The sequence below is a fragment of the Paractinoplanes ferrugineus genome, from assembly GCF_016862195.1.
GTDB classification, from domain to species: domain Bacteria; phylum Actinomycetota; class Actinomycetes; order Mycobacteriales; family Micromonosporaceae; genus Actinoplanes; species Actinoplanes ferrugineus.
In genome coordinates this window covers 89,074-115,365 of sequence record NZ_BOMM01000003.1, presented here as the reverse complement: position 1 = coordinate 115,365, position 26,292 = coordinate 89,074, and the positions used below count along the sequence as shown (strand labels likewise).

Sequence of the window (26,292 nt, the reverse complement as noted above, 5' to 3'; positions counted from 1 at the left end):
ATGGGTCGGGTGCAACGCCGTACCCTGCTCAAAGCCCTTGCCCTGACCGGCGCGACAGCCTCGCTCGCCGCCTGCTCGACAGAGCCGGCGCCGGCCGCCCAGCCGAGCGCGAGCGCGGCTCCGGCGACTACCGCGCCCACCGGCACCTTCGCGATCGAGAGCGAGAAGCTCGAGCTCAGCCGCGGCAGCGACCGGCCCCTGCCGACCACGATCTGGTACCCGACGTCCGGGGGCCCGTTCGCGCTGATCCTGTTCAGCCATGGCCTGACCGCGACCCCCAGCGAATACGAGACGTTGCTCATCGCGTGGGCCAAAGCCGGTTTCGCGGTCGCCGCACCGGCCTATCCGCACACCTCGGCGGGGGTGCGCGACTACAACGCGCTCGACGTGCTCAACCAGCCGGCCGACGCCAGCTATGTGATCACCGAGCTGTTGCAGCGCTACCCCGGCCAGATCGACACCGACCGGATCGCGGCGGCCGGCCACTCCGCCGGCGGGGTGACCACGCTCGGCATGTTGTCCGGCACCCGCGACACCCGGCTCAAAGCGGCCGTCGTGCTCGCCGGGCGGCAGCTGGTGACGACGCCGCTGCAGGGCGCCGCGACGCCGATTCTCTTCGTGCACGGCAAGCTCGACGACACGGTCGCGATCGCCGACGCCCGCTCCGTCTACAACGCGATGACCTGGCCGAAAGCCTTCATGACGGTGACTCGGGGAAATCACGTGGCGACCAGCGCCGAGTTGCCGGCCATCGCCGCGACAAGCACCGACTTCTGGCGCTGGAGTCTCTTCGCCGACGAGACGGCGAAATCCCGGCTGGCGGCGGACGCCACCGAGGGCGGCCTCGCGACCTTCGAGGAGAGCCTCGACGTCTAGCGATCAGTGCTGGAAGTCGAGTGTGACCTTGCCGAAGATCTCCCCCTGCGCCAGGTGCGCGAAGGCGTCGGCCACCGCGCTGAAGCCGTAGGTGGCGTCGATGATCGGCCGGATGTCCTTGTCGATCAGGAAGGCCATCAGGTCGACCAGTTCCGGCAGTGTGCCCATCACGCTGCCGAGCAGTTCGAGCCGCATCGCGAACAACCGCCGCAGGTCGACCCGGGGCAGGTGGCCGCCGGTGGCCCCGCAGACGACGATCCGGGCGCCGGCCGCCGCACACTTCATGGAGTGCGCGAACGTCGGCTCGCCCACCGACTCGATCACCACGTCGACGCGCTCCGGCAGCCGGGCGCCCGGCTCCACCGCCACCGCCCCGAGCGCCGCGATCTTCTCCCGTTTGCCGGGGTCGCGGCTGGTGGCGTAGACCCGCTTGCCCATCGCCACGGCGAGGACGACCGCCGCCGTGGCCACCCCGCCGCCCGCCCCCTGCACCAGCACCGACGAGCCGGACTCGATCCGGCCGCGGGTGGTGAGCATGTGGAACGCGGTCAACCAGGCGGTCGGCAGGCAGGCCGCCTCCAGGAAGGACAACCCGGCCGGCTTGGGGACGAGGTTGTCCCGGGGCACCGCGACCCGTTCGGCGAGGGTGCCCGCGAATCGCTCCGAGAGCAGCGACATCCCCCGCGGATCGCCGTCGTCCGGCACCACCGGATAGATCACCACCTCGTCACCCTCCGGCGTCACCCCGGCGGCGTCACACCCGAGGATCATCGGCAGGCGGTCGGCCGCCAGCCCGACTCCGCGAAGAGACCACAGGTCATGGTGGTTGAGTGAGGCGGCTCGCACCTCGACACTCACCCAGCCCTCCGGCGGTGTCGGATCCGGCACCTCACCGACCGTGAGCGCGGTGAGGGGCTGATCGGGCGACGCGGCGGAGGCGAAGGCGGCACGCATTCCCCGACCCTATTGAGCGGGCAGCCCGACGGAAACCCGCCGGGCTGCCCGGAGTCGATCTCAGCCGGCCGAACGGCGGGTCGAGCCCGGCCGGCCGACGCGCCTCAGCCGGCCGGCTGGCGGGTCACCGCGGCCGGGACCGGCGCCGGCGCGACCTGGCGGCGCGCCACGCCGTCCCGCATCGCCGCCGCGGCCACCGCGGCCGCGACCGCCGGGGCGACCCGCGGGTCGAGCGGCGACGGGACGATCGCGTCGGCGCGCAACTCGTCGGTGACGATCGCGGCGATCGCGTCGGCCGCGGCCACCTTCATGGCCTCGGTGACGGTCGTCGAGCGGGAGTCGAGCGCGCCCCGGAAGATGCCCGGGAAGGCGAGCACATTGTTGATCTGGTTGGGGAAGTCGCTGCGGCCGGTCGCGACGATCGCGGCGTACTTGTGGGCGACCGTCGGGTGGACCTCGGGCGTCGGGTTGGCCAGGGCGAAGATGATCGCGCCCGGGGCCATCCCGGCCAGCGCGCTCTCCTCGATGGCCCCGCCGGAGACACCGATCAGCACGTCCGCGCCGATCAGGGCTTCGCCGATCCCGCCGGTACGGCCGGAGACGTTCGTGGTCGCGGCGATCTCGGCCTTCATCCCGCTCAGGCCCGGCCGGTCGGCGTGGATGATGCCCCGCGAGTCGCAGACGATCATGTTGGCGCCCTCGACGCCCGCCGCGATCAGGGTCTGGGTGATCGCGACCCCGGCCGCACCGGCGCCACTGATCACCACACGCAGGTCGGCGAAGCGACGGCCGAGCAGCTTGGCCGCGTTGCGCAGGGCGGCGAGCGTGACCACCGCCGTACCGTGCTGGTCGTCGTGGAAGACCGGGATGTCGAGCTCGGCGTCGAGCCGGCGCTCGATCTCGAAGCAGCGGGGTGCGCTGATGTCCTCGAGGTTGATCCCGCCGAACGACGGGGCCATCGCCTTGACCGCCGCGATGATGCCCTCGACGTCCTGGATGTCCAGGCAGATCGGGATCGAGTCGACCCCGCCGAACTGCTTGAACAGGATCGCCTTGCCCTCCATCACCGGCATGGCGGCCTTGGGACCGATATTGCCCAGACCCAGCACCGCCGAGCCGTCGGTGACGACCGCGACCGTGTTGGCCGTCCAGGTGTAATCGGGGTAGAGCTCCGGATCGTCGGCGATGGCCTCGCAGACCCGGGCGACGCCGGGCGTGTAGGCGAGGGACAGGTCGTCGCGGCTGGCCAGCGAGACGGTCGGACTGATCGCCATCTTGCCCCGCTGGTGGAGCTCGAAGACGGGATCGGCGGCCAGGGCGGGATCGAGTTCAAAGGAGAAGAAAGACACGGTGACTCCACACGGCATCGGCATTGACACGGTGCACCGGCTCAAGCCTCGGTCGCGAATGGGCGCCGAGCGGCGGTGCGATGCGGGGATCACCCGGGGTGAGCAACCACGGCGCCAGATGCGGGTATGCGGGTGGGCGCTGCGGTTCTCGAACCCTAACTTAGCCGACCTACCCGCGGGTAGTAGCGAATTACGCCTCGGCCGATGACATCTGCCACCCCGTACCTGCGGGAGTCGTCCTCGATCAGCTGATTGTCACCCTGAATCCACCAGCCGCCGTCCTGCTCGCGGATGGCTCGCTTGACAACCAGCAGGTCAGGACGCGTGCGGAAGCGCGCCACGACGATGTGCCCGGCTCGCACCCGGCCCCCGCGCCGCACCAGCAACGCGTCGCCGGACCGCAGGGTGGGCACCATCGACGGCCCGTGCACCAGAACCGCGAACAGTGGCAGTTGCCATCTCAAGGCAGTAGTCCTCCGTCGCGTTACGGGCGAGGTGTAAGGGGTAGGGTCAAGAACGGATCATCGCAAACCCGTATGGAGGAGTCCTCATGCGACTTCCGCACTTCCTCACGCCGCGGACCGTGGTAAGCGCCCACTGCGATCTGCCCTGTGGCGTCTACGACCCGGCCCAGGCCCGGATCGAGGCGGAGTCGGTTAAGGCGATCGCCGAGAAGTACCAGGCGAACACCGACCCCGAGTTCCGTACTCGCGCCATCCTGATCAAGGAGCAGCGGGCCGAACTGGTCAAGCACCACCTGTGGGTGCTGTGGACGGACTACTTCAAGGCCCCGCACTTCGAGAAGTACCCGAACCTGCACCAGCTCTTCAACGAGGCCACCAAGCTCGCCGGCGCGTCCGGCGCCAAGGGCTCGGTGGACCCGGCGGTGGCCGAGCAGCTGCTCGCCAAGATCGAGGAGATCTCCAAGATCTTCTGGGAGACGAAGCAGGCCTGATTCGTTGCGGCCGGCCCACCCCTCGGGGCGGGCCGGCCGTACCGTATCCGGGGCCAAGGACGAACGGGCCTCCCCTACTCGCCCGGCCAGCAGATAGGCTCTCCTCCGTTGGGAGGATGCTTACGGTGATTCTGACGCAGCAAGAGCCGGACCAGTCACTCGGCGACGACGTCGTCCTGCTGACTGTGCCCGCTGACGGCGGCTATCTGGGTGTGCTCCGCACGGCGACGGCCGGGCTGGCCGCCCGGCTGCACTTCGCCCTCGACGAGATCGAGGATCTTCGCATCGCCGTCGACGAGGCGTGCGCGATGCTGCTTGCGATCGCGACCCGGGGCGCCGAGTTGGACTGCCGCTTCGCGGTGACCGACGACGCGCTGGCCGTCGAGGTGAGTGTGACGACGGTGCGCGGCGCCAAACTGCCCGCCGAGTCGTCCTTCGCGTGGAAGGTTCTCACCGCGTTGACCACCTCGGCGTCGGCCGAGGCGAGCGGCAAGCACGCGACGATCCGGCTTCTTACCCGGCGTACCGAGGGGTGACGTCGACCGGCTGCGTCGCGCGCACGATGTAGTCGAGATGCTCGGTGGCGGCCCGGCGGGCGGCCTCCGCATCCCGGCTGACCAGGCATTCGAGCAACTGCTGGTGGTCGGTGTCGATGTGCTGCCAGTAGTTCTCCGGCAGGTTGGCGGTGACCTGCTCGCCGTACGACGCGTAGTAGAGCGGCCGCACCACCAGCTCGAAGAGCGGATTGACGGTGGCCTTGGCCACTGCCATGTGGAACGCGGCGTGCGCGGCGAGCATCGTGTCGAGGTCGTCGAGCACGGGGTCGAAGAGCGCACCGCGGATCTCGAAAAGGTGGCCGTCGTCGCGGCGCAGCGCGGCCAGCCCGGCGGCCGGCACCTCGAGGGCGCGCCGCAGTTCGAGCAGGTCGGCGAGGCCGACGCCGGTGGAGTTGGTGAGCAGCGTGAAGCCGGTGGCGAGCCCGGCGGCCAGCTGTTCGGCATCCGGGTGCGAGACGAAGCTGCCCCCGGTGACACCCCGCGTGGTGATGATCAGATGCTGGCTGGCCAGCAGTCGGAGCGCCTCGCGCACCGTGCTGCGGCTGACCCCTGTCTTGATGCACAGTTCCGGCTCGGGTGGCAGTCGTTCGCCGGGCTGGAGCCGCCCCGAGGTGATATCCGCCCGCAACTCGTCAGCCAGCACCTGATAGGCGGGCGGACGCACCGTAGATCCGGTCACCTACACAGGGTAGGCCCTGACCAACGGTTCGAGAGTCATTAATCGACGCCAAGCGCTCTGGTACTCGGCGGAACGACAATGAGTACCCCCGTCACCGCGCCCGTAACCAGCAGGATCAACCCGAGCCAGAGCGGGCCGACCTGCACCTGGAAGCCGCCGGACGCGATCACGAAGAGCTGCACGACGATGGCGGGACCGCGGGCGCCCTTCTGTCGGCGGCCCAGCGACCGGGCGAGAAAGAACACGACGACGGCCGCCAGGGCGGCCATCACGGTCAGCGAGATCGCGACCCCCACCGCGAGCGAGTCGGCGGTCAGATCGCGATAGATGAGGTACGCCGTGACCGCCGCCAGCCCTACGCACTCCAGGTAGAGCAGCCACACCGCCAATACCAGACTTTGGGGGTTGTCAACGACAGCTTTCTCACCGGTCACCCGTGCACCATACCGACAGTCTTTCAGCGTCCGTCCAGGTACAGTGCCGCCCATGCGAGCGTTACTGGTGGTTAACCCCAAGGCCACCACCACCAGCGAGCGCAGCCGTGACGTGCTGGTCCGGGCCCTGCGCAGCGCGGTCAGTCTGACCGTCGAATACACCACCCGCCGTGGCCACGCGGCGACCCTGGCGCGGGCCGCCGCGGAGAGCGGGGTCGATCTGGTGGTGACCCTCGGCGGTGACGGCACCGTCAACGAGGCGGTCAACGGATTGATGACCGCGCATGCCGCCCTGGACGGCATCTCCGGTCCTCGCGCGCATGCGCTCCCCGCCCTCGCCGTGGTTCCGGGCGGATCGACGAACGTCTTCGCCCGCGCCCTCGGCCTGCCCCGCGATTGGGTCGACGGCACCAGCATGATCCTCGAGGCCCTCCGCGAGGGCCGGCACCGGGTGATCGGCCTCGGCCGCGCCGACGATCGCTACTTCACGTTCGCCGCCGGTCTCGGCCTGGACGCGGCTGTGGTGCGCCGGGTCGAGCAGGCCCGGCTCCGTGGCCGCAAGTCGACGCCGTCTCTCTATTTCCGTTCGATCGTCGGCCAGTTCCTGGTCAACGACGACCGCAAGACCCCACCGATCTCGATCGAGCGCCCGGGCGAGCCGGCCGAGGCCGATCTCGGCACGGTGATCGTGCAGAACACCGCGCCCTGGACCTATCTGGGTGACCGGCCGGTCAACCCGAGCCCGGGGGCGTCCTTCGATCGTGGACTTGACGTGTTCGCCCTGCGCCGCCTGGCCGTGACAAGCACCACACGAACTTTGGCACAGTTGACGACCCGCAAGGGCGGCCCGCACGGCAAGCAGACGCTGCACCTTCCCGACCAGGACGAGTTCACCGTGGTGGCGAATCGGCCCCAGGCGTTCCAACTGGACGGTGACTACCTCGGGGAGCGGCAGAAGGTGCACTTCGTGTCCGTTCCGGAGGCACTGCGCGTGATCTGCTGAGCGCCGGACGTGTTAACCGTCCAGTCTCGGGTACACGATCACGATCCGTTACAGAAATACGGTCAAAAGAGCGGCGACGGGGCCGGGACCGTACTACATTGATAGGAGCGTTCGTCAACCGGTCCTGGTTCTACGGGACAGAACCGGACAAAGGGTCGTGAGGCAGCTCACCCGGGTGGAGAAATTTCCGCCGCTACCCTTGACATCGCAGGAGTTCGTGAAAGCATTCACAAGCGATAAGAAGTAACCGGTTGCTGCTTGTGCGCGTTCCTAATCCAGAGGCGCCGAACAGCACCAAGCAACACCAATAAGGCTTGCTGCCGCAGAGGCGCTCTCATCGGGTCCCGCCCGACCGACGTCGACGCGCACGCATAGGTAATACCAGTACGCGATTCATTACCCCATCCGAAACAAGGAGTGTTGCCGCCATGGACTGGCGTCACGATGCGATCTGCCGCGACGAGGACCCGGAGCTGTTCTTCCCGATCGGGACGTCCGGCCCCGCGCTCCTGCAGGTCGAGCAGGCCAAGGCCGTGTGCCGGCGGTGCCCCGTGACCGAGGAATGCCTCTCGTGGGCACTCGAGTCCGGTCAGGACGCCGGCGTCTGGGGCGGGATGAGCGAAGATGAGCGGCGCGCAGTCAAGCGTCGTGGCGGCCTCCGGGTCGGCGCTCCTACCGCCTGAATCCAATCCCCCTAAGAGCATTTGCGCCCCGGGCCGATCGGCACCGGGGCGTCTTGCTGTTCTGACCCGATTACGGTGGGCTCATATTCCTGAGAGCTTTATGAGTGTTGTGCTCGCCGTTCCGGAGAGCGCCAATTGGATCACTGCGAGTCCGGTCGAGATTCGCGAAATGATCTCGAAATTGCGCCGTGCGTAAAGCCGATCACGCTCCGCTGTGGACTTGCCGAACCGGTACAGTGCCACATGATCCAGTTACTCTCCGCAATGGAGGGCCGGGTTGCTCTCAGGCGGCGGCTGCGGGCCGCGCGGCCACCTCGGCGACGCGCGCTGTGACCAGGCTTACCAAGTCGGGTGCGTCGGTCAGCGGCTCGGCGATCGCCACCGCGCCGGCCGAGCGGGCCGAGTCGGCCGCGAGGTCGTAGAGAAAGCCGGGAGCCAGGAAATAGGCGGCCATCGCGACCCGCTGAGCGCCTGAGGCCCGCAGCAGATCCACAGCGGCGCCCGGAAGAGGCGGGGCGGCCGAGGCGTAGGCAACCGCGCACGGCAGCCCCAGACGGGCGCTGAGAGCGTCGGCCACCCACTCGACCGTCACCCGCGCGGCTGAGTTCCGGGTGCCGGCCGCCGCGAGCACGACAGCGTCGAACCGCCCCGCCGGGAGCCGCTGGACAAGGCCGTCGAGCAGGGCGGCCGGAACCGGGGCCGAGCCCGGCGGCAGCGGGCCCGGCTGCGGGCCGAGCACCTCGGCCAGGGTCACCGAAACGGGTAGATCCACGGCCGCCTCGACGACCGCCGGGATGTCGATCCGGCCGTGGTAGGCCTTGGTCAGCAGCAGCGGCACCAGGACGGCCCGGCTCCCCGGGGCCAGGCCGGCGAGCACGTCGAGCGGGCGCGGCCCGGCGTGGTCGAGATAGGCGGCGCGCACGTCCCACGACGGCTGGGCCCGGCCCACCGCGCGGGTGAGCGCCTCGGTCGCCGCGGCCGCCCGTGGGTCGCGGCTGCCGTGGGCGACCAGGACGACGGTCAGACGTGCAGGCCGCATTCGGTCTTCTCGAACATCGCCCAGCGGCCGGCCCGGGGGTCCTCGCCGGCCTTGGTGCGGCGGGTGCACGGCCAGCAGCCGATCGACCCGTAGCCCTTCTTGAACAGCTCGTTCACCGGCACGTTCCACCGGCTGATGTAGCGGTCGACGTCGCCCTGGGTCCAGGCCGCGATCGGGTTGACCTTGACCTTGCCCTTCTTCGCGTCGAACGCGACGACCGGCGTGTTGGCGCGGGTCGGCGACTCGTCCCGGCGCAGGCCGGTGGCCCACGAGTCGTACTCGCTCAGGGCCCGCTCGAGCGGCTCGACCTTGCGCATGAAGCAGCACTCGTCGGGGCTGCGGGCGAACAGCCGCGGACCGAACTCGCCGTCCTGCTGGCCGACCGTCATGTTGGGGCGGATCGAGCGCACGTTGACGTTCATGGTCGCGGCGACGGTGTCGCGCACCTTCAGCGTCTCCGGGAAGTGCAGGCCGGTGTCGAGGAACACCACGTCGACGCCGGGCGAGACCCGGCTGAAGAGGTGCGCGACCACCGCGTCGGCCATCGAACTGGTCACGCAGAAGCGCGCGCCGAACGTGTCGGTCGCCCACTTCGCGATCTGCTCGGCGGGGGCCCCCTCGAGCGCGCCGGCGGCGTCGAGCGCGAGTGCCTTGAGCTCTTCCGGCGAGCGCCGGCCGGCCTCGACGACAGCCGGCGCTCCGAGCGAGACGAGATTGAGTGAGGTGGCGGCCACGACCGTCATCGGTTGACTCCCTTTTCAGACGCTATGCCGCCTTTTGAAGGATTCGGCAGAGCCAGCAACCCGTTGAACTTGACCGTGAAGACACGCGCGCAGGAGTGGCACTCCCACGCACCATGCGATGCCTCGTTGGGACGGATGTCCTCTTCACCGCAGTAGGGGCAGTAGAGAGGTGCGGACCGGGCGTCGCTCATTTGAGGAGCTCCTCGTCGGCCCGCATCACCCAGTTGGCGAACGCCTCGCCGTCGGTGCGACCGGCCAGGTAGTTGCGGGCGACGCGTTCCACGTACTCCGGAAGCTCCTCCGCCGTGGCCTTGAGGCCGCGCACCTTGCGGCCGAAGCCGGAGCTCTGCCCCTGGGCCATGCCGAGGCCCCCGCCGAGGTGCACCTGGAAACCCTCGACCTGCTCGCCCCGCGAGTTCATCACGAGCTGGCCCTTGAGGCCGATGTCGGCCACCTGGGTGCGGGCGCAGGCGTTGGGACAACCGTTGATGTGGATCGAGATGTCGGCGTCGAAGTCCTTCAGGCGCTCCTCGAGCCGCGTGACCAGCTCCTGACCGCGTGCCTTGGTCTCGACGATGGCGAGCTTGCAGTACTCGATGCCGGTGCAGGCCATCGTGCCGCGCCGCCAGGCCGACGGCCGGGCCTCGAGGCCGATCTCACGCAGCCCCCGGATCAGCCCCTCGACGTTCTCCTCGGCGACATCAAGGACAAGCAGCTTCTGGTACGCGGTGAGCCGCACCCGGTCGGACCCGGCGGCCTCGGTGAGGTCGGCCAGCTTCGACAGCTGCGTGCCGGACGAACGCCCGACCACCGGGGCGGCACCGACATAGTTGCGGCCGTCGCGCTGCTTGTGCACGCCGATGTGGTCGATCGGCTTGGCCGGCAGCTCCGGCGCCGGGCCGTCGAGCAGCGCCCGGCCGAGGTATTCCTTCTCCAGAATCTCCCGGAACTTCGCCACGCCCCAGTCGGCGAGCAGGAACTTCAGGCGGGCGCGGTGCCGCAGCCGGCGGTAGCCGTAGTCGCGGAAGACACCGACGACGCCCTCCCAGACATCCGGGATCTCCCCGATCGGCACCCAGACACCCAGCCGCTCGGCCAGCCGCGGGTTGGTGGACAGCCCGCCGCCGATCCAGAGGTCGAAGCCGGGGCCGTGATCGGGGTGCTCGACGCCGACGAACGAGATGTCGTTCGTCTCGTAGGGCCCGTCGGCCAACCAGGAGACCTGCGACTTGAACTTGCGCGGCAGGTTCGAGTAGCGGGGGTCGCCGACGTAGCGCTTGATGATCTCGTCGATCGCCGGGGTGCCGTCGAGCACCTCGTCGGTCGAGATGCCGGCGACCGGCGAGCCGAGCACGACGCGGGGGCAGTCACCGCACGCCTCGGTGGTCTGCAGGCCGACCGCTTCCAGCCGCTTCCAGATCTCCGGCATGTCCTCGACCCGGATCCAGTGCAGCTGGATGTTCTGCCGGTCGGTGAGGTCGGCCGAGTCACGGCCGAACTCGGTCGAGATGCCGGCGATCGTGCGCAGCTGAGCCAGGTTGAGGCCGCCGCCGTCGATGCGCACCCGCAGCATGAAGTACTCGTCCTCGAGCTCCTCCGGCTCGAGGATCGCGGTGCGGCCACCGTCGATCCCGGCCTTGCGCTGGGTGTAGAGACCCCACCAGCGGAACCGGCCACGCAGGTCGGCCGGGTCGATCGAGGCGAAGCCGCCGTGCGCGTAGATGTTCTCGATGCGCGCCCGGACGTTGAGCGGGTTGTCGTCCTTCTTGCTGCGCTCGTTGGGGTTGAGCGGCTCGCGGTGTCCGAGCGCCCACTGGCCTTCGCCGCGCGCCTTGCGGGGGCGGGCGGTCGGCGTAGCTGGGGTGTTACTGGACACCATGTCGGTGGTCCTCCGGATGTTCGATGGGCGCAGTGTTCGTACAGGCTCTGCGACGCTCTCGGCATCTGGAGGACTCGTGACGACTGTGTCAGGAGAGTGCCGGCGCGTCTCGCACGCCCGGACTCAACTCGGGCGGCGTCAGTAAGCCGGACACATCGCGCTGCGGACCCGCCCGTAATCGACGTGGCGACGAGCCACGAAGCGGCGGTCAACTGCAGCGGTCATGTCGGTAAGCCTCTCACGCGGTGGCATTCTCGGCCAGTACGGTCCAGATTCCGGGAGTGTGCCGACCAGCACACAAGTTCACCTGCGACTCTCTTACCTCGTGAAGGCCGCGCAACTCCGCTACTGGGCGCTGCCCGCCCTGCTCACCGCGATCGTGGTGAGCTTCCGGGCGGGCGATGCCGGACTCTGGCGTGACGAGATCGCGAGTTGGAGCGCGGCCACCCGGCCGGTCGGCGAGATCATCGCGATGGGCCGGAACATCGATGGCGTCCTGGTGCCGTACTACCTGTTCCTGCATGCCTGGATCGGGGTGTTCGGCGACTCGGTGCTCGCGATGCGGGTGCCGTCGATCATCGCGATGACCGCCACCGCCGCCGTCGTGGCGCTGCTCGCCCGGCGCTGGTGGGGTGAATCCGCCGGGCTGCTCGCCGGCCTGCTGTTCGCGGTCGTGCCGGCGGTGTCGCGGTACGGCCAGGAGATCCGGGGCTACGCGCCGGCCGCCCTGTTCGTCATGCTGGCCACGCTGCTGCTGACGATCGCGCTCGACCGGTCGCGCTGGTGGACCTGGTCGCTCTACGCCGGATGCGTGACGCTGGCCGGACTTTCCCACCTGCTCAGCCTGCTGGTGCTGACCGGACACGCGGTGCTGGTGCTGGTGGTCGACCGGCGCCGGGCGCCCTGGTGGGCGCTCGCGGCGGCGCTCGGCCTCGGCACGGTGCTGCTGGCCGTCCGGTCCGGGCTCGGCCAGCAGTCGGCGCAGCTGAACTGGCTGCACCCGGCCGACTTCAAGACGCTCACCGAACTGCCCGGCAGTCTCTTCGAGGTGCCGGTGCTGGGCGGGGCGGTCTGCGCACTCGCGCTGGGCGCGAGACGATCCCCGGCGGCGATCCTCTGGGCGGCGGTCCTGCTGCCGGTCGGCCTGCTGTTCGGGTACGACCATTGGCGCGCACCCATCTTCGTGCCCCGTTACCTGCTCTATCTCGTACCGCTGCTGTGTGTGCTGGCCGGGGCGGCGCTCGCCGCCCTCCGCCGGCCGGTGGCCCTGGCGGCCGTGCTGGCGCTCGGCCTCATCGGTCTGCCGTCGCAGCAGAGCATCCGCCGGGCGCACTCGCCGTGGGACTACCGGGCGGCCGCCGACGTGCTCCTCGACCACCAGGTCGCGGGGGACGGGATCGTCTACGCGCCGCGCGCCGACTGGTCAGTCGTCGACCTGGGCCTGTCCTACTACCTGCGGTCCCGGGCCCCCCGCGATCTGCTGGTCGTGCGGGACGAGCGGGCGAACGCGTCGTTGTGGGCCACCGAGTGCGCGACCTGCCTGTCCGGCACGCAACGGATCTGGGTGGTCGCCGCCGACAACATCGACCCGTCGTTCCGGGCCACCGACACCAACCAGCTCGCGGCCGCCACCAGAACCGCCCTGGCGCCCTATCACCGGTCGGCGTCCTACCGCGTCAGCGGCTTCACGGTGACTCTTTTCGCCGCTCCGCTCCGCTAGGCGATCGCGGGCAGTTCGGTGGCTCCGCGCTCGCGCAAGCGTCGATCGTCAGCGCTTCCCCAGCGGGACCACCAGGACGGCCTCGGTGCCGCCGCCGGCCCGGTTGCGCAGCTCGATGCTGCCGCGCAGCTCGCCGGTGGCCAGCGCGCGGACGATCTGCAGACCCAGATTGCTGCTCGACTCGGCGCGGAAACCGTCGGGCAGGCCCTGGCCGTTGTCGGCCACCGTGACGTGCAACTGCTTGCGGAACCGATGCGCCGAGACGACCACCTCGCCGACCTCGGCGCGGTCGGTGTCCAGCGGCGAATCGTCCTCGGTGGCCGGGAAGCCGTGCTCGACCGCGTTGATCAGCAACTCGTTGACGACGATCACCAACGACGTCGCGATCTCGGCCGGCAGCACCCCGAACGTGCCCTCGCGCCGCATCTTGACCGTGAAGTTGGTGGCCGCCACCTCGGTCGCGGCGGTCGCCACCCGGTCGACGATGCCGTCGAACTCGACCGCCTCGTCGCTCGACATCGACAGCGTCTCGTGTACCAGGGCGATCGAGGCGACCCGGCGCACCGACTCCTGCAGCGCCATCTTGCCTTCCGGCGAATCCACCCGGCGGGCCTGCAGACGCAGCAGCGCGGCCACGGTCTGCAGGTTGTTCTTCACCCGGTGGTGGATCTCCCGGATGGTGGCGTCCTTGGTCATCAGGGCGCGGTCCCGGCGACGGACCTCGGTCACGTCGCGGACCAGCACCAGCGCGCCGATCGGCACCCCGGCCGGCAGCAGCGGCAACGCCCGGGTGAGCACGGTGGCGCCGCGAGCCTCCACCTCCTGCCGCGGCGGGAACTCGCCGCGCAGCGACGCGTGCATCCGCTCGGCGGTGTCGTTGCCCTCCAGCGGATCGGCGGCGAGCCGGCTGGTCAGCATCGACAGTTCCTCGCCGACCAGGTGCGCGTTGAAGCCGAGCCGGCGGTAGGCGGACTGGGCGTTCGGCGACGCGTAGGTCACCTTGCCGCTCGCGTCGAGCCGGATCAGGCCGTCCCCGACGCGCGGCGCCGAGGTGGTCTCCCCCGGGTGCCGGGGCGGCGGGAACGTGCCGTCGGCCACCATCTGCGCCAGGTCGTCGGCCGTGGTCAGGTAGTTGAGCTCGAGCTGGCTGGGGGTGCGCGCGGTGGACAGGTTGGTATCCCGGCCGATCACCGCGATGACCTCGCTCCAGCCCTCCTCGCGGTTGGTCTCGTCGCGCAGCCGCACCGGGATCGCCTCGTGGCGGGCGGGCGTGTCGCCGTACCAGACCGGATCGCCCTCGCGCCAGATCCGCTCCTGGGTGAAGGCGATGTCGAGGTGGGCCACCTCCGGACCCCCGAAGATCTTGCCGACCTGGTCGTCCTGGTAGGCCGTCGGGGCGGTGGTCGGCCGCACCTGCGCCACGCAGAGGAACTCGCGCGGCCGACCGGAGTCGCCCTTGACCGGCACCCACAACAGCAGGTCGGCGAAGGACAGGTCGCTCAGGAGCTGCCAGTCCCCGGCGAGCCGGTGCAGGTGGTCGATGTCGGCGGGGCCGAGGTTGGTGTGCTCCTCGGCCAAATCACGGAGCGTGGACACACCCCCTTTTCTACAGGGTCGTCGTTACCTTCTTGAGTCCACGCGGCGAGTCCGGGTCCTCACCTCGGGCCAAGGCCAGCGCGAGGGCCAGTTTCTGCAGCGGCAGGATGTCGAGCAGGGCGCTGTATCGCTCGTCGGCGACCGCGGGCACCGGGAGCCGGCCGGCGGCCCCCTCGATGTCGTCGGCGCCGATCGTGACGACGTCGGCGCGACGCTCGGCGAGCCGGCCGACCACGTCGCGCATCGCCTGGCCGCCTGGGCCGTCACCGACCACGGCCAGCACCGGCACGTCGGGGTCGGCCATCGCCAGCGGGCCGTGCAGCAGGTCGGCCCCGGAGAACGCCAGAGCCGGCAGGTACGACGTCTCCATCAGCTTGAGGGCGGCCTCGCGGGCGGTCGGGTAGGCATATCCCCGGCCGGTCGTGACCATCCGGGAGGCGAAGCGGTAACGCTGGGCCAGCTCGTCGGCGGCCGGGTCGGCGAGGGCGTCCTCGGCCAGCTGCGGCAGTTTGTCCAGGGCCGCGCGCTCGTCGTCGGGCAGTCGGCCGTCGCCCGCGCGTACGCCCTCGATCAGCAACAGGAGCGCGAGCAGTTCGGCCGTGTAGGTCTTGGTGGCCGCGACCGCCCGCTCGTGGCCGGCGGCGACATCGATCGCGAGCTCGGCGGCCCGGGCGAGCGGCGAGCCGGGGTTGTTGGTGATCGCGAGGGTGAGGCCGCCGCTCTCCCGGGCCGCGTTGAGCACCCCCGCCAGGTCGGGTGAGCCGCCGCTCTGGCTGACCCCGATGACGAGCGTGCTGCTGAAGTCGGGCCGGGCGCCGTAGAGGGTGATGGCGCTGGGTGACGCGCTCGCGACCGGGAGGCCGAGCCGGATCTCGGTCAGGTAGGCCCCGTAGAGCGCCGCGTGGTCGGACGTGCCCCGGCCGACGAACATCACGTTGCGCGGTTTGCGGGCGGCCACCTCGGCCGCCACCTGGGCGATCGCGGACAGGTGCGCGTCGTCGAGCAGCCGGGCGAATCCGCCTGGTTGTTCTGCGATGTCCGCCGCCATCCCTTGACCTCGCTGGGTCACTTTTCCTCCCCTGGTAAACGCTTCTTCGCGCATCTCGTGCGCAGTCTTGCAAGAAACCGATCGTACCGTCAACGTTTCGCGCACTAATGAGCAGCGAGCGGTACTGACATTCGTGGCCTTCTTCGCCTACTGTTCTCGTTCGTGGATGCACGCCGCGCTGCCGACCGCGCACTTGAGCAGGCAAGATCCGCTTTGGCGCGGGACGAGCCGCAGCAGGCCGCCGATCACCTGGCCGGCGCCCTCGCCCACGCGCCGACCCTCCCCGAGGCCCATGAGCTGCTCGGCCGTCTCGCCGCCCGGCCCGGTGGCGGGCTCCCGTTCTTCCCGCTGGCCCCGCACGTTTCGCCGGGCGGGCTCGCCGCCCGGGCCCATCTGCTCGCCGCCGCCGGTCACCCGGACGAGGGCCTGCCCCTGCTCGCCGCGGTGAGCGGCCGCGCACCCGCCGCCGACTGGGCCGGGGTGCCCTGGGTCGGCGATCCGGCGCTCGGCGGGCGCATCGACCCCGGTCTGCTGGTTCAACTTCTCATGCGGCTGTGCACGGCCGTGGGCGATCCGGCCCCTGAACGAACCCGCACCACGCTGCGGCCCTATCTGACCGTCGCGACCCACGCCGTGCGCGCCAACCCGGAGCACGCGATGCTGCTCGGCGCCGGCTCCGCGCTGGCCCGGCGCATCGGCGAGAGCGACCTCGCGGTCGAGTGGGCGGCCCGCGGCGCCCGCGTCCGTCCGTCCAAGCTCGCCGAGATCTGGCTCGGCTACGCCTACCGCAGCGCCGGCAAGGTGCCCGAGGCCCTCGCCGCGCTGCGCCGGGCCGTCACGCACGACCCCGACGACCTCTCGGTGTACGCCGACATCGCCGGCACCCTCGCCGACCACGGCCGCCTCGCCGACGCGCTGAGCTGGGTCGACCGCGCCCTGGAGAAAGACCCGGACTACGACTGCGCCGTGCACACCGCGCACCGGCTGCGGCACCGCGCCGACGGCGACCTGGCCCACCTGGTGCGGCTGGCCGACTTCATCCGCGACCACCCCGACGAGTCGCACGAGCACACCGACCTCGCCGACTGCTGCCGGGGCGTGTCCTGGCTCGGCGGCACCCCGACCGCTGCCCCGCTGCCCCGCGGCACCGCCCGGGCCGCCGCGGAGCCCTCCGAGGAATCGGTGCGCCGGCTCCGTCAGGTCGCGTCGCTGTCCTGGTCACACCCACCGGGCGCGTACGACGCCGCGGTTCAGCTGATCCTGGTGCAACCGTTCGACCTGCTCGCCGTCCTCGCCCATCCGCCGGTCGACGTCGCCGCCGCGGAGATCTGGGCATGCCTGGGCCTGCTGCATCATGGTGCCGAGGAGCCCTGGCTCGACTCGGCCCGCCGCAAGATCCTGCTCGACCTGACCGAGGGCGGACTCGACCGGGTCACCGAGGCCGCGCTGTTCGCGATGATCGTGTCGGCCTGGGTCGACCCGGAGGCGCGGGCCGACGTGGCCACGATCGTCGCCGCGCGGCTCACCGAGGTGGCCGGCCGACCCGGCTCGCGGGCCGTCGCCGAACTTGCCCTGGCCACGCCCGACCTCGACCCGGCGGCCCGCGAGAAAGCCGCCGGGATGGTGCGCGTCGTGCCGCGCCCCCGGGGCCGCAGCCGGCTGCTGCTGCGCTGGCGCCGCGGCTAGCTGTAGCGATCAGGACCGTTGTTGACGCGGGTGATGGGTGGCTGGCCTCCGAGCGCGGTGTGGGCTCGATGGTAGTTGTAGGTGTGCAGCCAGCCGGGTAGGGCGTCGGCGCGGTCTTGGCCGTTGGTGAAGGGCCGGGAGTAGATCCATTCGTCGGCCATGGTGCGGTTGAAGCGTTCGGCTTTGCCGTTGGTCTGTGGCCGGTAGCGGCGGGTGAAGCGGGGTTGGGCGCCGAGGTCGGTCAGGGCTTGGTGCCAGGCGTGGCCGCGGCGGTAGGCCAGGGCGTTGTCGGTCATGACCCGTTCGATGCGGTCGATGCCCAGGGCGGCGAAGTGGGCGGCGGCGCGGCGCAGGAAGCCGGCGCAGGTGCCGGTTTTCTCGTCGGGGTGGATTTCGGCGTAGGCGAGCCGGGTGTGGTCGTCGATCGCGGCGTGGACGTATTCATAGCCGATTCGGGTGCTGGCGCGGGCGCGGCGGTGTTCGAGGCTGTCTCGGCCGTGGACGCGCCAGCCGCCGCCGTCGCGGAGCCGGCCGATCTTTTTGACGTCGACGTGGATGAGTTCGCCGGGCCGGTCGCGTTCGTAGCGGCGTACGGGTTGTCCGGTGGGCCGGTCGAGCCAGGCGAGGCGGTGCAGGCCGTGGCGGGTGAGGACGGCGTGGATCGTGGAGGCGGGAACGCCGAGCAGCGGGGCCAGGCGGCGTGGTCCGCGCTTGAGCGTGGTTCGTAGCTGGCAGATACGGGCCTCGGTGTCGGGGCTGGTCTTGCCGGGCAGCCGATGCGCGGTGCTGGGCCGGTCGATCAATCCGGCATCGCCGTCGGCGCGCCACCGGGCCAGCCATTTGTAGCCGGTGGCTCGGGAGCAGCCGAGTTCTTCGACCACGTGCGCGACCGGGCGGCCATCTCGCACGACACGCTGGATGAGCAGGCGTCGGCCGTGCACAGTCAGCCGGGCATTACGGTGGGCCATGAAGACCTCCGGTCTCGGTGAAAGCGTCGTAACTTCCACCTCGCCGGAGGTCTTCTCATTGATCAAGCCGCCACGCCGCGTCAACAACGCTCATGGTCACTACAGCTAGCCGCACGGGTCAGCCGATCACTGCGATCAGGTCACCCTCCTGCACCACGTCACCCTCGTTGACGACCAGCTTGCTCAACGTGCCATCGGTCTCGGCGAGCACCGGGATCTCCATCTTCATCGACTCGAGGATCACGAGGGTGTCCCCCTCGGCGACCGTGTCGCCGGCGGACGCCACGACCTTCCACACGTTCGCCACCATCTCGGCCCGGATCTCGTCCGCCATCGAACCCTCCTCATCGAACGCTCGTTCAGGGTCATCAAACCATGGATCCCGGTCAGCCGAGTCCGGCCGGGCGTGGCGCGCCGACTACGATCGGGCCGGGTAACACGTAACTGAACAGGAGTCGGATATGGCCAAGAAGGCTCGCAAGAAGAAGGCCCGCAAGAAGAGCAGCGCGAACCACGGCAAGCGCCCCAACAGCTAGAACATAGGAAAGGCCCGGCGAGAACCTCGCCGGGCCTTCCTCGTTTCGGAGGTCTTACGGGAGGTACTCCCGGGTCTCGACCTGAACCTCGAGCTGGTCGAGCTTGACCCGGAGCCGGTCCCGCAACTCGCGGGGCGCCGTCTCGTCGCCGCAGCAGCGCGCCACCAGGGCCTTCACCTCGTGCTCGATGCCATATTCCTGCAAGCAGCCGGTGCAGTCGTCCAGGTGCTTCTGGATCAACGACCGCCGGTTCTCGCTGCACTCCAGGTCGAGGTAGAGATAGACCTCGCTGAGCACCGTGCCGCAATCCGGCTCGTGCTCGTCGCCGTCAAAGCCGCTCATCTCGCGTCACGCCTCCTGCGGTTCAGCTGCGGTCCGGGTGATCCCCCGGTCGACGGCGTACTGCTCGAGGAGCTTGCGCAAATTGCGCCGGCCGCGGTGCAGCCGCGACATGACGGTGCCGATCGGGGTTCCCATGATGTCGGCGATCTCCTTGTACGAGAAACCCTCGACATCAGCGAGGTACACAGCCAGCCGGAAGTCTTCCGGCAGGGTCTGCAGCGCATCCTTGATGTCGCTGTCCGGCAGGCGGTCGAGCGCCTCGGTCTCGGCCGAGCGCAGACCGGATGACGTGTGCGACTCCGACGAGGCCAGCTGCCAGTCCGAGATCTCCTCGGTCGGAGCCTGGACCGGCTGCCGCTGCTTACGCCGGTAGGAGTTGATGTAGGTGTTGGTGAGGATGCGGTACAGCCACGCCTTGAGGTTGGTGCCTTCCTCGAACTGGTGGAACGCGGAGAACGCCTTCAAGAACGTCTCCTGCACCAGGTCTTCGGCGTCGGCCGGATTACGGGTCATCCGCAGGCCGGCAGCATAGAGCTGGTCGACGAACGGCAACGCGTCCCGCTCGAAGCGCGCGCGGCGCTCCTCCGTACGCTCTTTCTGGGCCACCCTGGACTCTCCCCTCGACTGCCCCGCCGAGGATACGGGTAGTGCCCCGGAGAACGCTGAGGAAACCGCCGGTGTGCTGACACTCACCGATGGCGTGGTCTCGGCAGCGGGCCAGTCGGGGGCCGACAGAAGGTCACGGACCCGGTCGACCTCGCGGTCCTTGTATCTGATTTCGGCTCGCACCTGCTGAACCCCTCTCGCCGGACAAGCTGGCGGGTGTCATAACCACTCAGGCGCAACTTGCATTCCTGGCTAGCCGGCCCACTGGTGCCGGCGTAGCCAGTCGACGGCCAGCTCAGCGGTCTCGGTCACACCCTTGCGCAGATCGTGGGTGGCGCCGGGACGGACGACGACCTCGACGTTCGGCTGCGGGGCGGGCACACCGAAGGCATCCCGGTCGCCGTTGAGGACCAGGGTGGGCAGCTCGGCGGGCAGCTCGGCGGCCCGGGTCTTCGCCGGCCTACCCGGCGGGTGCAGGGGAAACGCCAGGGCCACGACCCCGGCGGCGCCGAGCAGCGGGGCGGTTCGGCAGGCGACTCGCGCTCCGCTGGACCGCCCGCCGAAGATCAGCGGAAGGGCGGGCACGGCGTAGTGCGCGATCACGGCCGTCCACGCCTCGTCGAGCTGGCCGGCCGGGGCGGGCGCACGGCGTCCGGCGACCCGGTAGGGCTGGGTGACGAGCACCACGCGTACACCCGCCGCCGTTGCCTTTTCGGTGAGCGCGACCAGATCGGGTGCGTCGACCCCACCGCCCGCGCCGTGCCCGAGAAAGAGCAGGCTGGCGGGTGGGCCGACCGGTTCGACAAGGCGAATTCCGGCCGGCCCGCGCGGCGTCTGGATCTCCGTGTCGATCACCGCTCTATCCAAGCAGCAATGACCGGTGTGGGATCAGCGACTCAACGGGATAAGCGTGAGCAGCCGGCGATCCTCCTCATCCGGGCCGTCGTCGACGGCCGACCCATCCGGTGTGACCCGCTCTCGCCAAGCGACCAACATGGCCCGGCGCTCGCGCGGCGTGGTGCCGCCCCAGACGCCGTGGCAGTCGCCGACCTGGAGTGCCCAGGCCAGACAGGGACCCTGCACCGCGCACGTCCCACAGAGCGCGACCGCGCTCTCGGACGGCTCATTGGGTGCCGGAAAGAACGTTTCCGGATCAACGCTGCGGCAGGCGCCTCTTGTGCGCCAAGCCTCATCGGTGCGGCGTTCCTGGATCGCTTCCAGAAGTCGCGGATCGCGTCTGGCGATGGCAACCTCGTGCGGACGCGGCATACGTGCCCGTGTCATCAGCCCACCTCCCCCGTGGGACCGGTAATGCACGTGGTGACATGCCCGCACCGTGCGGACCGGCACCACTCCGGCGCTGGTTTCTATCGCACCGTAGAAGATCAGAACAAGGGGCTTATCTATCTCGAAACAAAGTTCGCAGCTGGAAATACGCACATAGTTCGACAAAGACGGCTGTTGATCATGCGATGTTCAGAACAGCGTCGCCTCGACGGCCGGAGTGGACGGCGGCTCGATCAGGTGCGGTCCGTTGTTGCGGACGTTGCCCACGGCCGGGCCGACCGGGCGCATGTCGATCGCGGCCAGTTCCCGGTCGGTCATCGGGTGCAACAACTCCTCGACCGGGTCACCGGTCAACCACTCGGCCCAGCGATCGGGCGGCAGGATCAGCGGCATCCGATCGTGCACCCGCTCGAGGCCACCGCGCGCGGCCGTGGTGAGCACGCTGCACGTCTTGAGCGATTCCCAGACCGACCAGATGCCGGCGAAAGCCAGCACCGAGCCGTCGGCCGGGGTCAGGTAGAACGCCTGGCGCTCCTTGCCGGTGCGCACCCACTCGAACCAGCCGTCGGCGGGCACCAGACAGCGGCGCCGGGCGAACGACGGGGCGAAGGCGCGAGAGGTGGCCACCGTCTCGGCGCGCGCGTTGATCATCTTGGCGCCGCCGCGCAGGTCCTTGGCCCACGGCGGCACGAGGCCCCAGCGCACGGTGTCGAGCACCCGCTTGTCGTCGTGGCTCGCCGACACCCGGATGACCGGCACCGGGTCGGTGGGCGCGACGTTCCAGCTCGGCCCCAGCCCCTCGGTCACGTCGACGGCGTCGAAGAGGTCGCTGAGGTCGGCTTCGCTCCGCGTCGTCGCGTACCGGCCGCACATGAGTCGGTACGGTACGCCTTCGGAATTGATCCCGGGGGGCGGGAATGCGCCGCGGGAATGTCGGACCCGCCGGGCAGAATGGCCACCATGCCCGCTGAACCCCGCCCCTGGCTCGCCCCGACCGCGTCGACCCAGGTCACCACGACCGTGCGGCTGCCCGGCTCCAAGTCGATGACGGCCCGCGCGCTGATCCTGTCCGCGCTCGCCGGCGGCCCGTCGGTGATCGAGCGGCCCCTGCGGGCGCGCGACACCGAGCTGATGGCGGCCGGCCTGCGCGCGCTCGGTGTCGCCGTCGACACGAGCGACGACGAGCGGTGGCCGGTCGGGCCCGGCCCGCTGCACGGTCCGGCCCGGGTCGACGTGGGGCTGGCCGGCACGATCATGCGGTTCCTGCCACCGGCCGCCGCGCTGGCCGACGGCGTCGTCGAGTTCGACGGCGACCCGCACGCGCGCAACCGCCCGCTGCGCCCGATCATCGAGGCGCTGCGCGCGCTCGGCGTGTCGATCGACGCGTCCCCGACCGGCGGACTGCCGCTCACCGTGCACGGCTCCGGCCTGGTCGAGGGGGGCGAGACGGTGATCAACGCGTCGGCGTCCAGCCAGTTCGTCTCCGGTCTGCTGCTGTCCGCGCCGCGCTTCACCAAGGGTCTGGTGCTGCGGCACGAGGGGCCGCCCGTCCCGTCCGCGCCCCACCTGCGGATGACGACCCACATGCTGCGCGCGGCCGGCGCACTCGTCGACGAGTCGGTGCCGGACGTGTGGGCGGTCGAGCCGGGCCCGCTGCACGGTCGCTCCTGGGTGATCGAGCCCGACCTCAGCGGGGCCGCGCCCTTCTTCGCGGCGGCCATGGTCACCGGCGGCGCCGTCACCCTGGCCGGCTGGCCGGCGGCGAGCTGGCAACCGGTCGAGCGCCTCACCGAGCTGCTCACCGCGCTCGGCGGCGACGTGTCCCAGGGCCCCGACGGCCTGACCGTGCGCGGCACCGGAGCGCTGCACGGCCTCACCGCCGATCTGTCCGAGGTGAGCGAGCTGACCCCGGTGCTCGCGGCCCTCGCCGCGCTCGCCGACGGCCCCAGCGAGCTGCGCGGGGTCGAGCACATCCGCGGCCACGAGACCGACCGCATCGCGGCCCTGGTCGCCGAGCTGGCCAAGGCGGGCGCCGAGGTCACCGAGTTCCGCGACGGCCTGCGCATCGAGCCGCGGCCGCTGCGGGCGACCACTTTCGAGACCTACGCCGATCACCGGATGGCGCACGCCGCCGCGGTTATCGGACTCGCCGTCCCGGGCATAGAGCTCACCGACGTAGCGTGTACGTCGAAGACATTGCCCGAGTTCCCCGAACTCTGGGCGGGACTCGTGGCGAGGAGCTAGACCTGCCGGCACATAAACGGGAATACGACGAGGACGACGTTCGGATCCGTCCGGGCCGGTCGTCCCGTCCGCGCACCCGCACCCGACCCAAGCACGACGACGCGGTCGACGGGCTGGTCATCACCGTCGACCGGGGCCGCTACGGCTGCGTGCGCGAGGACGCCGACGTCGACAGCCCGATAATCACCGCGATGCGGGCGCGTGAGCTCGGCCGCAAGTCGGTCGTCGTCGGGGACCGGGTCGCCCTCGTCGGCGACGTGACCGGCGACTCCGGGGCGCTGGCCCGCATCGTCCGGATCGGCGAGCGCACGTCGGTGCTGCGCCGCACCGCGGACGACGACGACACCACCCCCGAGGGCCGCCTCGAACGCGTGGTGGTCGCCAACGCCGACCAGTTGGTGATCGTCAGCGCGCTGTCCGACCCGCCGCCACGCACCGGTTTCATCGACCGTTGCCTGGTCGCGGCGTACGACGCCGACATCGAGCCGCTCCTGTGCCTGACCAAGGCCGACCTGGCCGGCCCGGCCGCGGTTCTCGACTACTATGCCGAGCTCGACCTGCCGTACGTCCTGGTGCAGCCCGACAGCGACCTGGCCGACCTGCGCACCCGCCTGGCCGGCCAGATCTCGGTGCTCGTCGGCCACTCCGGGGTCGGCAAGTCCACCCTGGTCAACCGCCTGGTCCCGGACGCTCTCCGAGCCGTCGGGGTGGTGTCCGCCATCGGCAAGGGCCGGCACACCTCGACCAGCGCGGTGGCCCTGCGGCTGCCGCCGGTGGGTCGTTCCCGCAAGGACCCGGGCTGGATCATCGACACCCCCGGCATCCGCAGCTTCGGCCTCGCCCACGTGAGCGCCGAAAGCCTCCTGCACGGCTTCCCGGACCTGGTCGAGGGCACCGTGGAGGACCAGCCGAACTGCGGGCACACCCCGAACGACGCCGACTGCCGGCTCGACGCCTGGGTGGCCGCGGGCCACGCCGACCCGCGCCGGTTGGCGTCCTACCGCCGGCTGCTGGCCTCCCGGGCCGGCGACCTCGACCCGCGTGAGCATCCACCGGCCTGACCGTTGGTCCAGCACACCCCCGATCGGCTAGCGTGCGACGCATGGCCGGATATGCCGACGACCTCTCGCTCGCTCATCTGCTCGCGGACACCGCCGACTCGATCTCGATGAGCCGGTTCCGGGCGCTCGATCTGCGAGTGGAGTCGAAACCCGACCTGACCCCGGTCTCCGACGCCGACACGGCCGTCGAGCAGGCGCTGCGGGGCACCCTGGCGCGGGCCCGGCCGCGCGACGGGGTGATCGGCGAGGAGTTCGGGCACACCGCGGCCGCCGCCGGGCCGGGCAGCCGCCGCTGGGTGATCGACCCGATCGACGGCACCAAGAACTTCGTGCGCGGCGTGCCGATCTGGGGCACGCTGATCGCCCTGCTCGAGGGGGACACACCGGTGGCCGGCCTGGTCTCCGCGCCGGCCCTGGGGCGGCGCTGGTGGGCGGCGCGCGGGCACGGGGCGTACGCCGGGAAGCATCAGCACGCCGCCACCCGCATCAAGGTCTCCGGCGTGCACCGGTTCGCCGACGCGAGCTTCAGTTATGCCAGCCTGACCGGGTGGGCCGACACCGGCCGCCTGGAGCCGGTGGTCAACATGGCGCTGAGCGCGTGGCGGAGCCGGGCCTACGGTGACTTCTACGGCTACATGCTGCTGGCCGAGGGCGCCCTCGAGGTGATGATCGAGCCGGAGCTGTCATTGTGGGACGTTGCCGCGCTGATCCCGATCGTGTCCGAGGCCGGTGGCACGATCACCGACCTGACCGGCCGCCCGCCGACTGACAAGACCGCGGCGATCGCCACCAACGGGCTGTTGCACGAGACCGTCCTGACGACGTTGACGACCCCGCAGCGCTGACCGCCGTCATTTCCCGCCCGCCCCAAACGCCGATCGCCCGCCCGCCCGCCGCAGACGCTGACAAATGGGGTGCTTCGCTGCGGCCGGGGTCGGGGTTCAGCCGTCGCCGGGGTGGGAATCTCGTCTATCGTGCGTCAGGTGGCGTCTTCCGGCTGGTTCTTCCTCGCGGCCATGATCTTGGCCTACGGGGTCGCCAACCTGCTCCAATCCGCGGCCGCCGCGAAGACCACGGTGCACCACACGTTCGACCCCGGACTGCTGCTGCGGCTCGCCGGGCAGCGCACCTACCTTCTCGGTCTCGGCTGTCAGACGCTCGGGTTCGTACTCGCCTTCCTCGCCCGCCGCGACCTGCCGCTCTTCCTGGTGCAGGCGAGCGTCGCGGCCGGGCTCGGCGTGACCGCCCTGCTCGGCGTACTGATCCTGAAATGGAGCCTGCCGACCGCCGAGGTCTTTCTCCTCGCCCTGCTCCTCGCCGGGATCACCGCCCTGGTCATCGCCGCGGAACCGGCGCATTCGCGCCGGCTGGGGCCGGTCGTGGTGGTCTTGCTGGCCGCCTCGGTCCTGGTGATCGGGGTGTGCGGGATCTTTGCGGTACGCCTGCACGGCGCCCTCGGATCGGTGGTTCTGGGCTCGCTCGCCGGCGTGGACTTCTCGGCCGCGGCGATCGCGGCCCGCCCCCTGGCCAACGAACATTCGCCGGCCGGCTTCCTCACCAACCCGCTGCTCTACCTCCTGATCGTGCACTCCCTGGTCGGCCAGTTGCTGCTGGGCCTGGCGATGCAGCGCGGCTCGACCACCGCCGCGGTGGCCGCCATGGACGCCGCGGGCGCGGTCCCGGCGGCGATCGTCGGCCTGCTCCTGCTGGGCGACCGCATCGCCGAGGGCCTGTTCTGGCTGGCCGCGCTCGGTTTCGTGGTGACCCTGGCGGCGGTGATCGGCCTGACCCGCTATGCCGAGCCGCAGCATCACCACACCACCGCCCCGACCCGCCGCCCGGACCCGGCATCGCCGCTGCGAACCGCCCCGACCGGCCACTGACCGGCACCGGCGGGCGGCCGCCGGACCGCGGCGCAACCGGACCGCGGGCGCAACCGGACCGCGGCGCAACCGGTCTCGGGCGGTTCCGGGCGCCGGGCGGATCGCAATCGTGCTTGAGAGTTGCCAGGTGGGGTACAACTCGGGCATGACCGCCTGGCGGTTAT

29 protein-coding genes are annotated in these 26,292 nt (G+C 70.6%); 12 read left to right on the top strand and 17 right to left on the bottom strand.

Translation table 11 applies throughout. The features are described from left to right. The first annotated feature begins 9 nt into the window (after nt 1-9). Complete coding sequence (locus tag Afe05nite_RS03325) at nt 10-876, top strand: alpha/beta hydrolase family protein (protein WP_203815440.1); 867 nt, start codon at nt 10-12, stop codon at nt 874-876. A 3-nt stretch (nt 877-879) separates the two neighbouring features. Here Afe05nite_RS03325 and Afe05nite_RS03320 read toward each other — a convergent pair whose 3' ends face one another. From Afe05nite_RS03320 to Afe05nite_RS03310, 3 genes are all read right to left on the bottom strand, one after another. Beyond that, nucleotides 880-1,830, bottom strand: coding sequence for a zinc-binding dehydrogenase (locus tag Afe05nite_RS03320; protein WP_203815439.1), 951 nt, complete (start codon nt 1,828-1,830; stop codon nt 880-882). 104 nt (nt 1,831-1,934) lie between these two features. Further along, nucleotides 1,935-3,197, bottom strand: coding sequence for an NAD(P)-dependent malic enzyme (locus tag Afe05nite_RS03315; protein ID WP_203815438.1), 1,263 nt, complete (start codon nt 3,195-3,197; stop codon nt 1,935-1,937). Nucleotides 3,198-3,334: 137 nt separating this feature from the next. Continuing rightward, the gene (locus tag Afe05nite_RS03310) at nt 3,335-3,643 is read right to left on the bottom strand and encodes a S26 family signal peptidase (RefSeq protein WP_275407439.1); all 309 of its coding nucleotides are present in this window, start codon (nt 3,641-3,643) and stop codon (nt 3,335-3,337) included. A gap of 86 nt (nt 3,644-3,729) precedes the next feature. On the opposite strand from Afe05nite_RS03310, the gene sodN reads away from it, so the two are divergent. Both sodN and Afe05nite_RS03300 read left to right on the top strand, forming a co-directional pair. Then, entirely contained in the window at nt 3,730-4,134 is a 405-nt protein-coding gene (gene sodN / locus Afe05nite_RS03305) for a superoxide dismutase, Ni (RefSeq protein WP_203815437.1), read from the top strand. Nucleotides 4,135-4,250: 116 nt separating this feature from the next. Further along, nucleotides 4,251-4,670, top strand: a complete 420-nt coding sequence (locus Afe05nite_RS03300; protein ID WP_203815436.1) for an ATP-binding protein — start codon at nt 4,251-4,253, stop codon at nt 4,668-4,670. Here the strand turns inward: Afe05nite_RS03300 and Afe05nite_RS03295 are convergent. Further along, nucleotides 4,648-5,370, bottom strand: a complete 723-nt coding sequence (locus Afe05nite_RS03295) for a FadR/GntR family transcriptional regulator (RefSeq protein ID WP_203815435.1) — start codon at nt 5,368-5,370, stop codon at nt 4,648-4,650. The genes Afe05nite_RS03300 and Afe05nite_RS03295 overlap by 23 nt on opposite strands. 38 nt (nt 5,371-5,408) lie before the next feature. After that, complete coding sequence (locus Afe05nite_RS03290; RefSeq protein ID WP_239117516.1) at nt 5,409-5,804, bottom strand: hypothetical protein; 396 nt, start codon at nt 5,802-5,804, stop codon at nt 5,409-5,411. Between the two features lie 52 nt (nt 5,805-5,856). On the opposite strand from Afe05nite_RS03290, the gene Afe05nite_RS03285 reads away from it, so the two are divergent. Both Afe05nite_RS03285 and Afe05nite_RS03280 read left to right on the top strand, forming a co-directional pair. After that, a complete protein-coding gene (locus tag Afe05nite_RS03285; protein WP_203815434.1) occupies nt 5,857-6,807 on the top strand; it encodes a diacylglycerol/lipid kinase family protein in 951 nt (316 codons plus the stop codon). Between the two features lie 428 nt (nt 6,808-7,235). Next, nucleotides 7,236-7,490: a WhiB family transcriptional regulator gene (locus Afe05nite_RS03280; RefSeq protein WP_093619131.1), complete on the top strand. Its 255-nt coding sequence runs from the start codon at nt 7,236-7,238 to the stop codon at nt 7,488-7,490. A gap of 283 nt (nt 7,491-7,773) precedes the next feature. On the opposite strand, the gene Afe05nite_RS03275 is transcribed toward Afe05nite_RS03280, so the two are convergent. The 3 genes from Afe05nite_RS03275 to Afe05nite_RS03260 form a co-directional block, all read right to left on the bottom strand. Next, nucleotides 7,774-8,529 (bottom strand): sirohydrochlorin chelatase, encoded by a 756-nt coding sequence (locus Afe05nite_RS03275; RefSeq protein WP_203815433.1) that lies wholly within the window; start codon nt 8,527-8,529, stop codon nt 7,774-7,776. Continuing rightward, a complete protein-coding gene (locus tag Afe05nite_RS03270; protein WP_203815432.1) occupies nt 8,511-9,272 on the bottom strand; it encodes a phosphoadenylyl-sulfate reductase in 762 nt (253 codons plus the stop codon). The genes Afe05nite_RS03275 and Afe05nite_RS03270 overlap by 19 nt, the downstream gene beginning before the upstream one ends. Nucleotides 9,273-9,459: 187 nt before the next feature. Next, nucleotides 9,460-11,151 carry a nitrite/sulfite reductase gene (locus Afe05nite_RS03260; RefSeq protein WP_203815430.1) on the bottom strand — a complete coding sequence of 564 codons (1,692 nt, stop codon included), beginning with the start codon at nt 11,149-11,151 and terminating at the stop codon, nt 9,460-9,462. Between the two features lie 325 nt (nt 11,152-11,476). Between Afe05nite_RS03260 and Afe05nite_RS03255 the strand changes: the two genes are divergently transcribed. Further along, nucleotides 11,477-12,871, top strand: coding sequence for a glycosyltransferase family 39 protein (locus tag Afe05nite_RS03255; RefSeq protein WP_239117515.1), 1,395 nt, complete (start codon nt 11,477-11,479; stop codon nt 12,869-12,871). A gap of 48 nt (nt 12,872-12,919) precedes the next feature. On the opposite strand, the gene Afe05nite_RS03250 is transcribed toward Afe05nite_RS03255, so the two are convergent. Continuing rightward, complete coding sequence (locus tag Afe05nite_RS03250; protein WP_203815428.1) at nt 12,920-14,467, bottom strand: sensor histidine kinase; 1,548 nt, start codon at nt 14,465-14,467, stop codon at nt 12,920-12,922. A gap of 10 nt (nt 14,468-14,477) precedes the next feature. Further along, nucleotides 14,478-15,515 (bottom strand): SIS domain-containing protein, encoded by a 1,038-nt coding sequence (locus Afe05nite_RS03245; RefSeq protein ID WP_203815427.1) that lies wholly within the window; start codon nt 15,513-15,515, stop codon nt 14,478-14,480. 213 nt (nt 15,516-15,728) lie between these two features. Here Afe05nite_RS03245 and Afe05nite_RS03240 point away from each other — a divergent pair, with 213 nt between their 5' ends. After that, nucleotides 15,729-17,201 carry a tetratricopeptide repeat protein gene (locus tag Afe05nite_RS03240; RefSeq protein ID WP_203815426.1) on the top strand — a complete coding sequence of 491 codons (1,473 nt, stop codon included), beginning with the start codon at nt 15,729-15,731 and terminating at the stop codon, nt 17,199-17,201. Here Afe05nite_RS03240 and Afe05nite_RS03235 read toward each other — a convergent pair. Both Afe05nite_RS03235 and Afe05nite_RS03230 read right to left on the bottom strand, forming a co-directional pair. Further along, nucleotides 17,198-18,169, bottom strand: coding sequence for an IS481 family transposase (locus Afe05nite_RS03235; protein WP_203815425.1), 972 nt, complete (start codon nt 18,167-18,169; stop codon nt 17,198-17,200). The two genes, Afe05nite_RS03240 and Afe05nite_RS03235, sit on opposite strands and share 4 nt — an antisense overlap. Before the next feature lie 118 nt (nt 18,170-18,287). Then, nucleotides 18,288-18,503, bottom strand: coding sequence for a biotin/lipoyl-binding carrier protein (locus Afe05nite_RS03230; RefSeq protein ID WP_203815424.1), 216 nt, complete (start codon nt 18,501-18,503; stop codon nt 18,288-18,290). A gap of 127 nt (nt 18,504-18,630) precedes the next feature. Here Afe05nite_RS03230 and Afe05nite_RS45055 point away from each other — a divergent pair, with 127 nt between their 5' ends. Continuing rightward, nucleotides 18,631-18,705, top strand: coding sequence for a 50S ribosomal protein bL37 (locus Afe05nite_RS45055; RefSeq protein ID WP_369752275.1), 75 nt, complete (start codon nt 18,631-18,633; stop codon nt 18,703-18,705). A gap of 54 nt (nt 18,706-18,759) precedes the next feature. Here Afe05nite_RS45055 and rsrA read toward each other — a convergent pair whose 3' ends face one another. From rsrA to Afe05nite_RS03205, 5 genes are all read right to left on the bottom strand, one after another. Beyond that, nucleotides 18,760-19,047 carry a mycothiol system anti-sigma-R factor gene (gene rsrA, locus Afe05nite_RS03225; protein WP_203815423.1) on the bottom strand — a complete coding sequence of 96 codons (288 nt, stop codon included), beginning with the start codon at nt 19,045-19,047 and terminating at the stop codon, nt 18,760-18,762. Nucleotides 19,048-19,053: 6 nt separating this feature from the next. Next, the gene (locus Afe05nite_RS03220) at nt 19,054-19,836 is read right to left on the bottom strand and encodes a sigma-70 family RNA polymerase sigma factor (protein WP_275407438.1); all 783 of its coding nucleotides are present in this window, start codon (nt 19,834-19,836) and stop codon (nt 19,054-19,056) included. A gap of 69 nt (nt 19,837-19,905) precedes the next feature. After that, nucleotides 19,906-20,508: an alpha/beta hydrolase family protein gene (locus Afe05nite_RS03215; RefSeq protein WP_203815421.1), complete on the bottom strand. Its 603-nt coding sequence runs from the start codon at nt 20,506-20,508 to the stop codon at nt 19,906-19,908. Nucleotides 20,509-20,541: 33 nt separating this feature from the next. Continuing rightward, nucleotides 20,542-20,937 carry a WhiB family transcriptional regulator gene (locus Afe05nite_RS03210; protein ID WP_203815420.1) on the bottom strand — a complete coding sequence of 132 codons (396 nt, stop codon included), beginning with the start codon at nt 20,935-20,937 and terminating at the stop codon, nt 20,542-20,544. A 192-nt stretch (nt 20,938-21,129) separates the two neighbouring features. After that, on the bottom strand, nt 21,130-21,813 hold the full coding sequence (locus Afe05nite_RS03205) for an SOS response-associated peptidase (RefSeq protein WP_203815419.1): 684 nt from the start codon (nt 21,811-21,813) through the stop codon (nt 21,130-21,132). A 78-nt stretch (nt 21,814-21,891) separates the two neighbouring features. On the opposite strand from Afe05nite_RS03205, the gene aroA reads away from it, so the two are divergent. The 4 genes from aroA to Afe05nite_RS03185 all read left to right on the top strand — a co-directional run bounded on the left by aroA (nt 21,892) and on the right by Afe05nite_RS03185 (nt 26,128). Beyond that, complete coding sequence (aroA, locus tag Afe05nite_RS03200) at nt 21,892-23,184, top strand: 3-phosphoshikimate 1-carboxyvinyltransferase (protein WP_239117514.1); 1,293 nt, start codon at nt 21,892-21,894, stop codon at nt 23,182-23,184. A gap of 2 nt (nt 23,185-23,186) precedes the next feature. After that, nucleotides 23,187-24,245, top strand: coding sequence for a ribosome small subunit-dependent GTPase A (gene rsgA, locus Afe05nite_RS03195; RefSeq protein WP_203815619.1), 1,059 nt, complete (start codon nt 23,187-23,189; stop codon nt 24,243-24,245). A gap of 41 nt (nt 24,246-24,286) precedes the next feature. Further along, nucleotides 24,287-25,090: a histidinol-phosphatase gene (gene hisN / locus Afe05nite_RS03190; protein WP_203815417.1), complete on the top strand. Its 804-nt coding sequence runs from the start codon at nt 24,287-24,289 to the stop codon at nt 25,088-25,090. Between the two features lie 171 nt (nt 25,091-25,261). Next, nucleotides 25,262-26,128: a hypothetical protein gene (locus tag Afe05nite_RS03185; RefSeq protein WP_203815618.1), complete on the top strand. Its 867-nt coding sequence runs from the start codon at nt 25,262-25,264 to the stop codon at nt 26,126-26,128. The last annotated feature ends 164 nt before the right edge of the window (nt 26,129-26,292 follow it).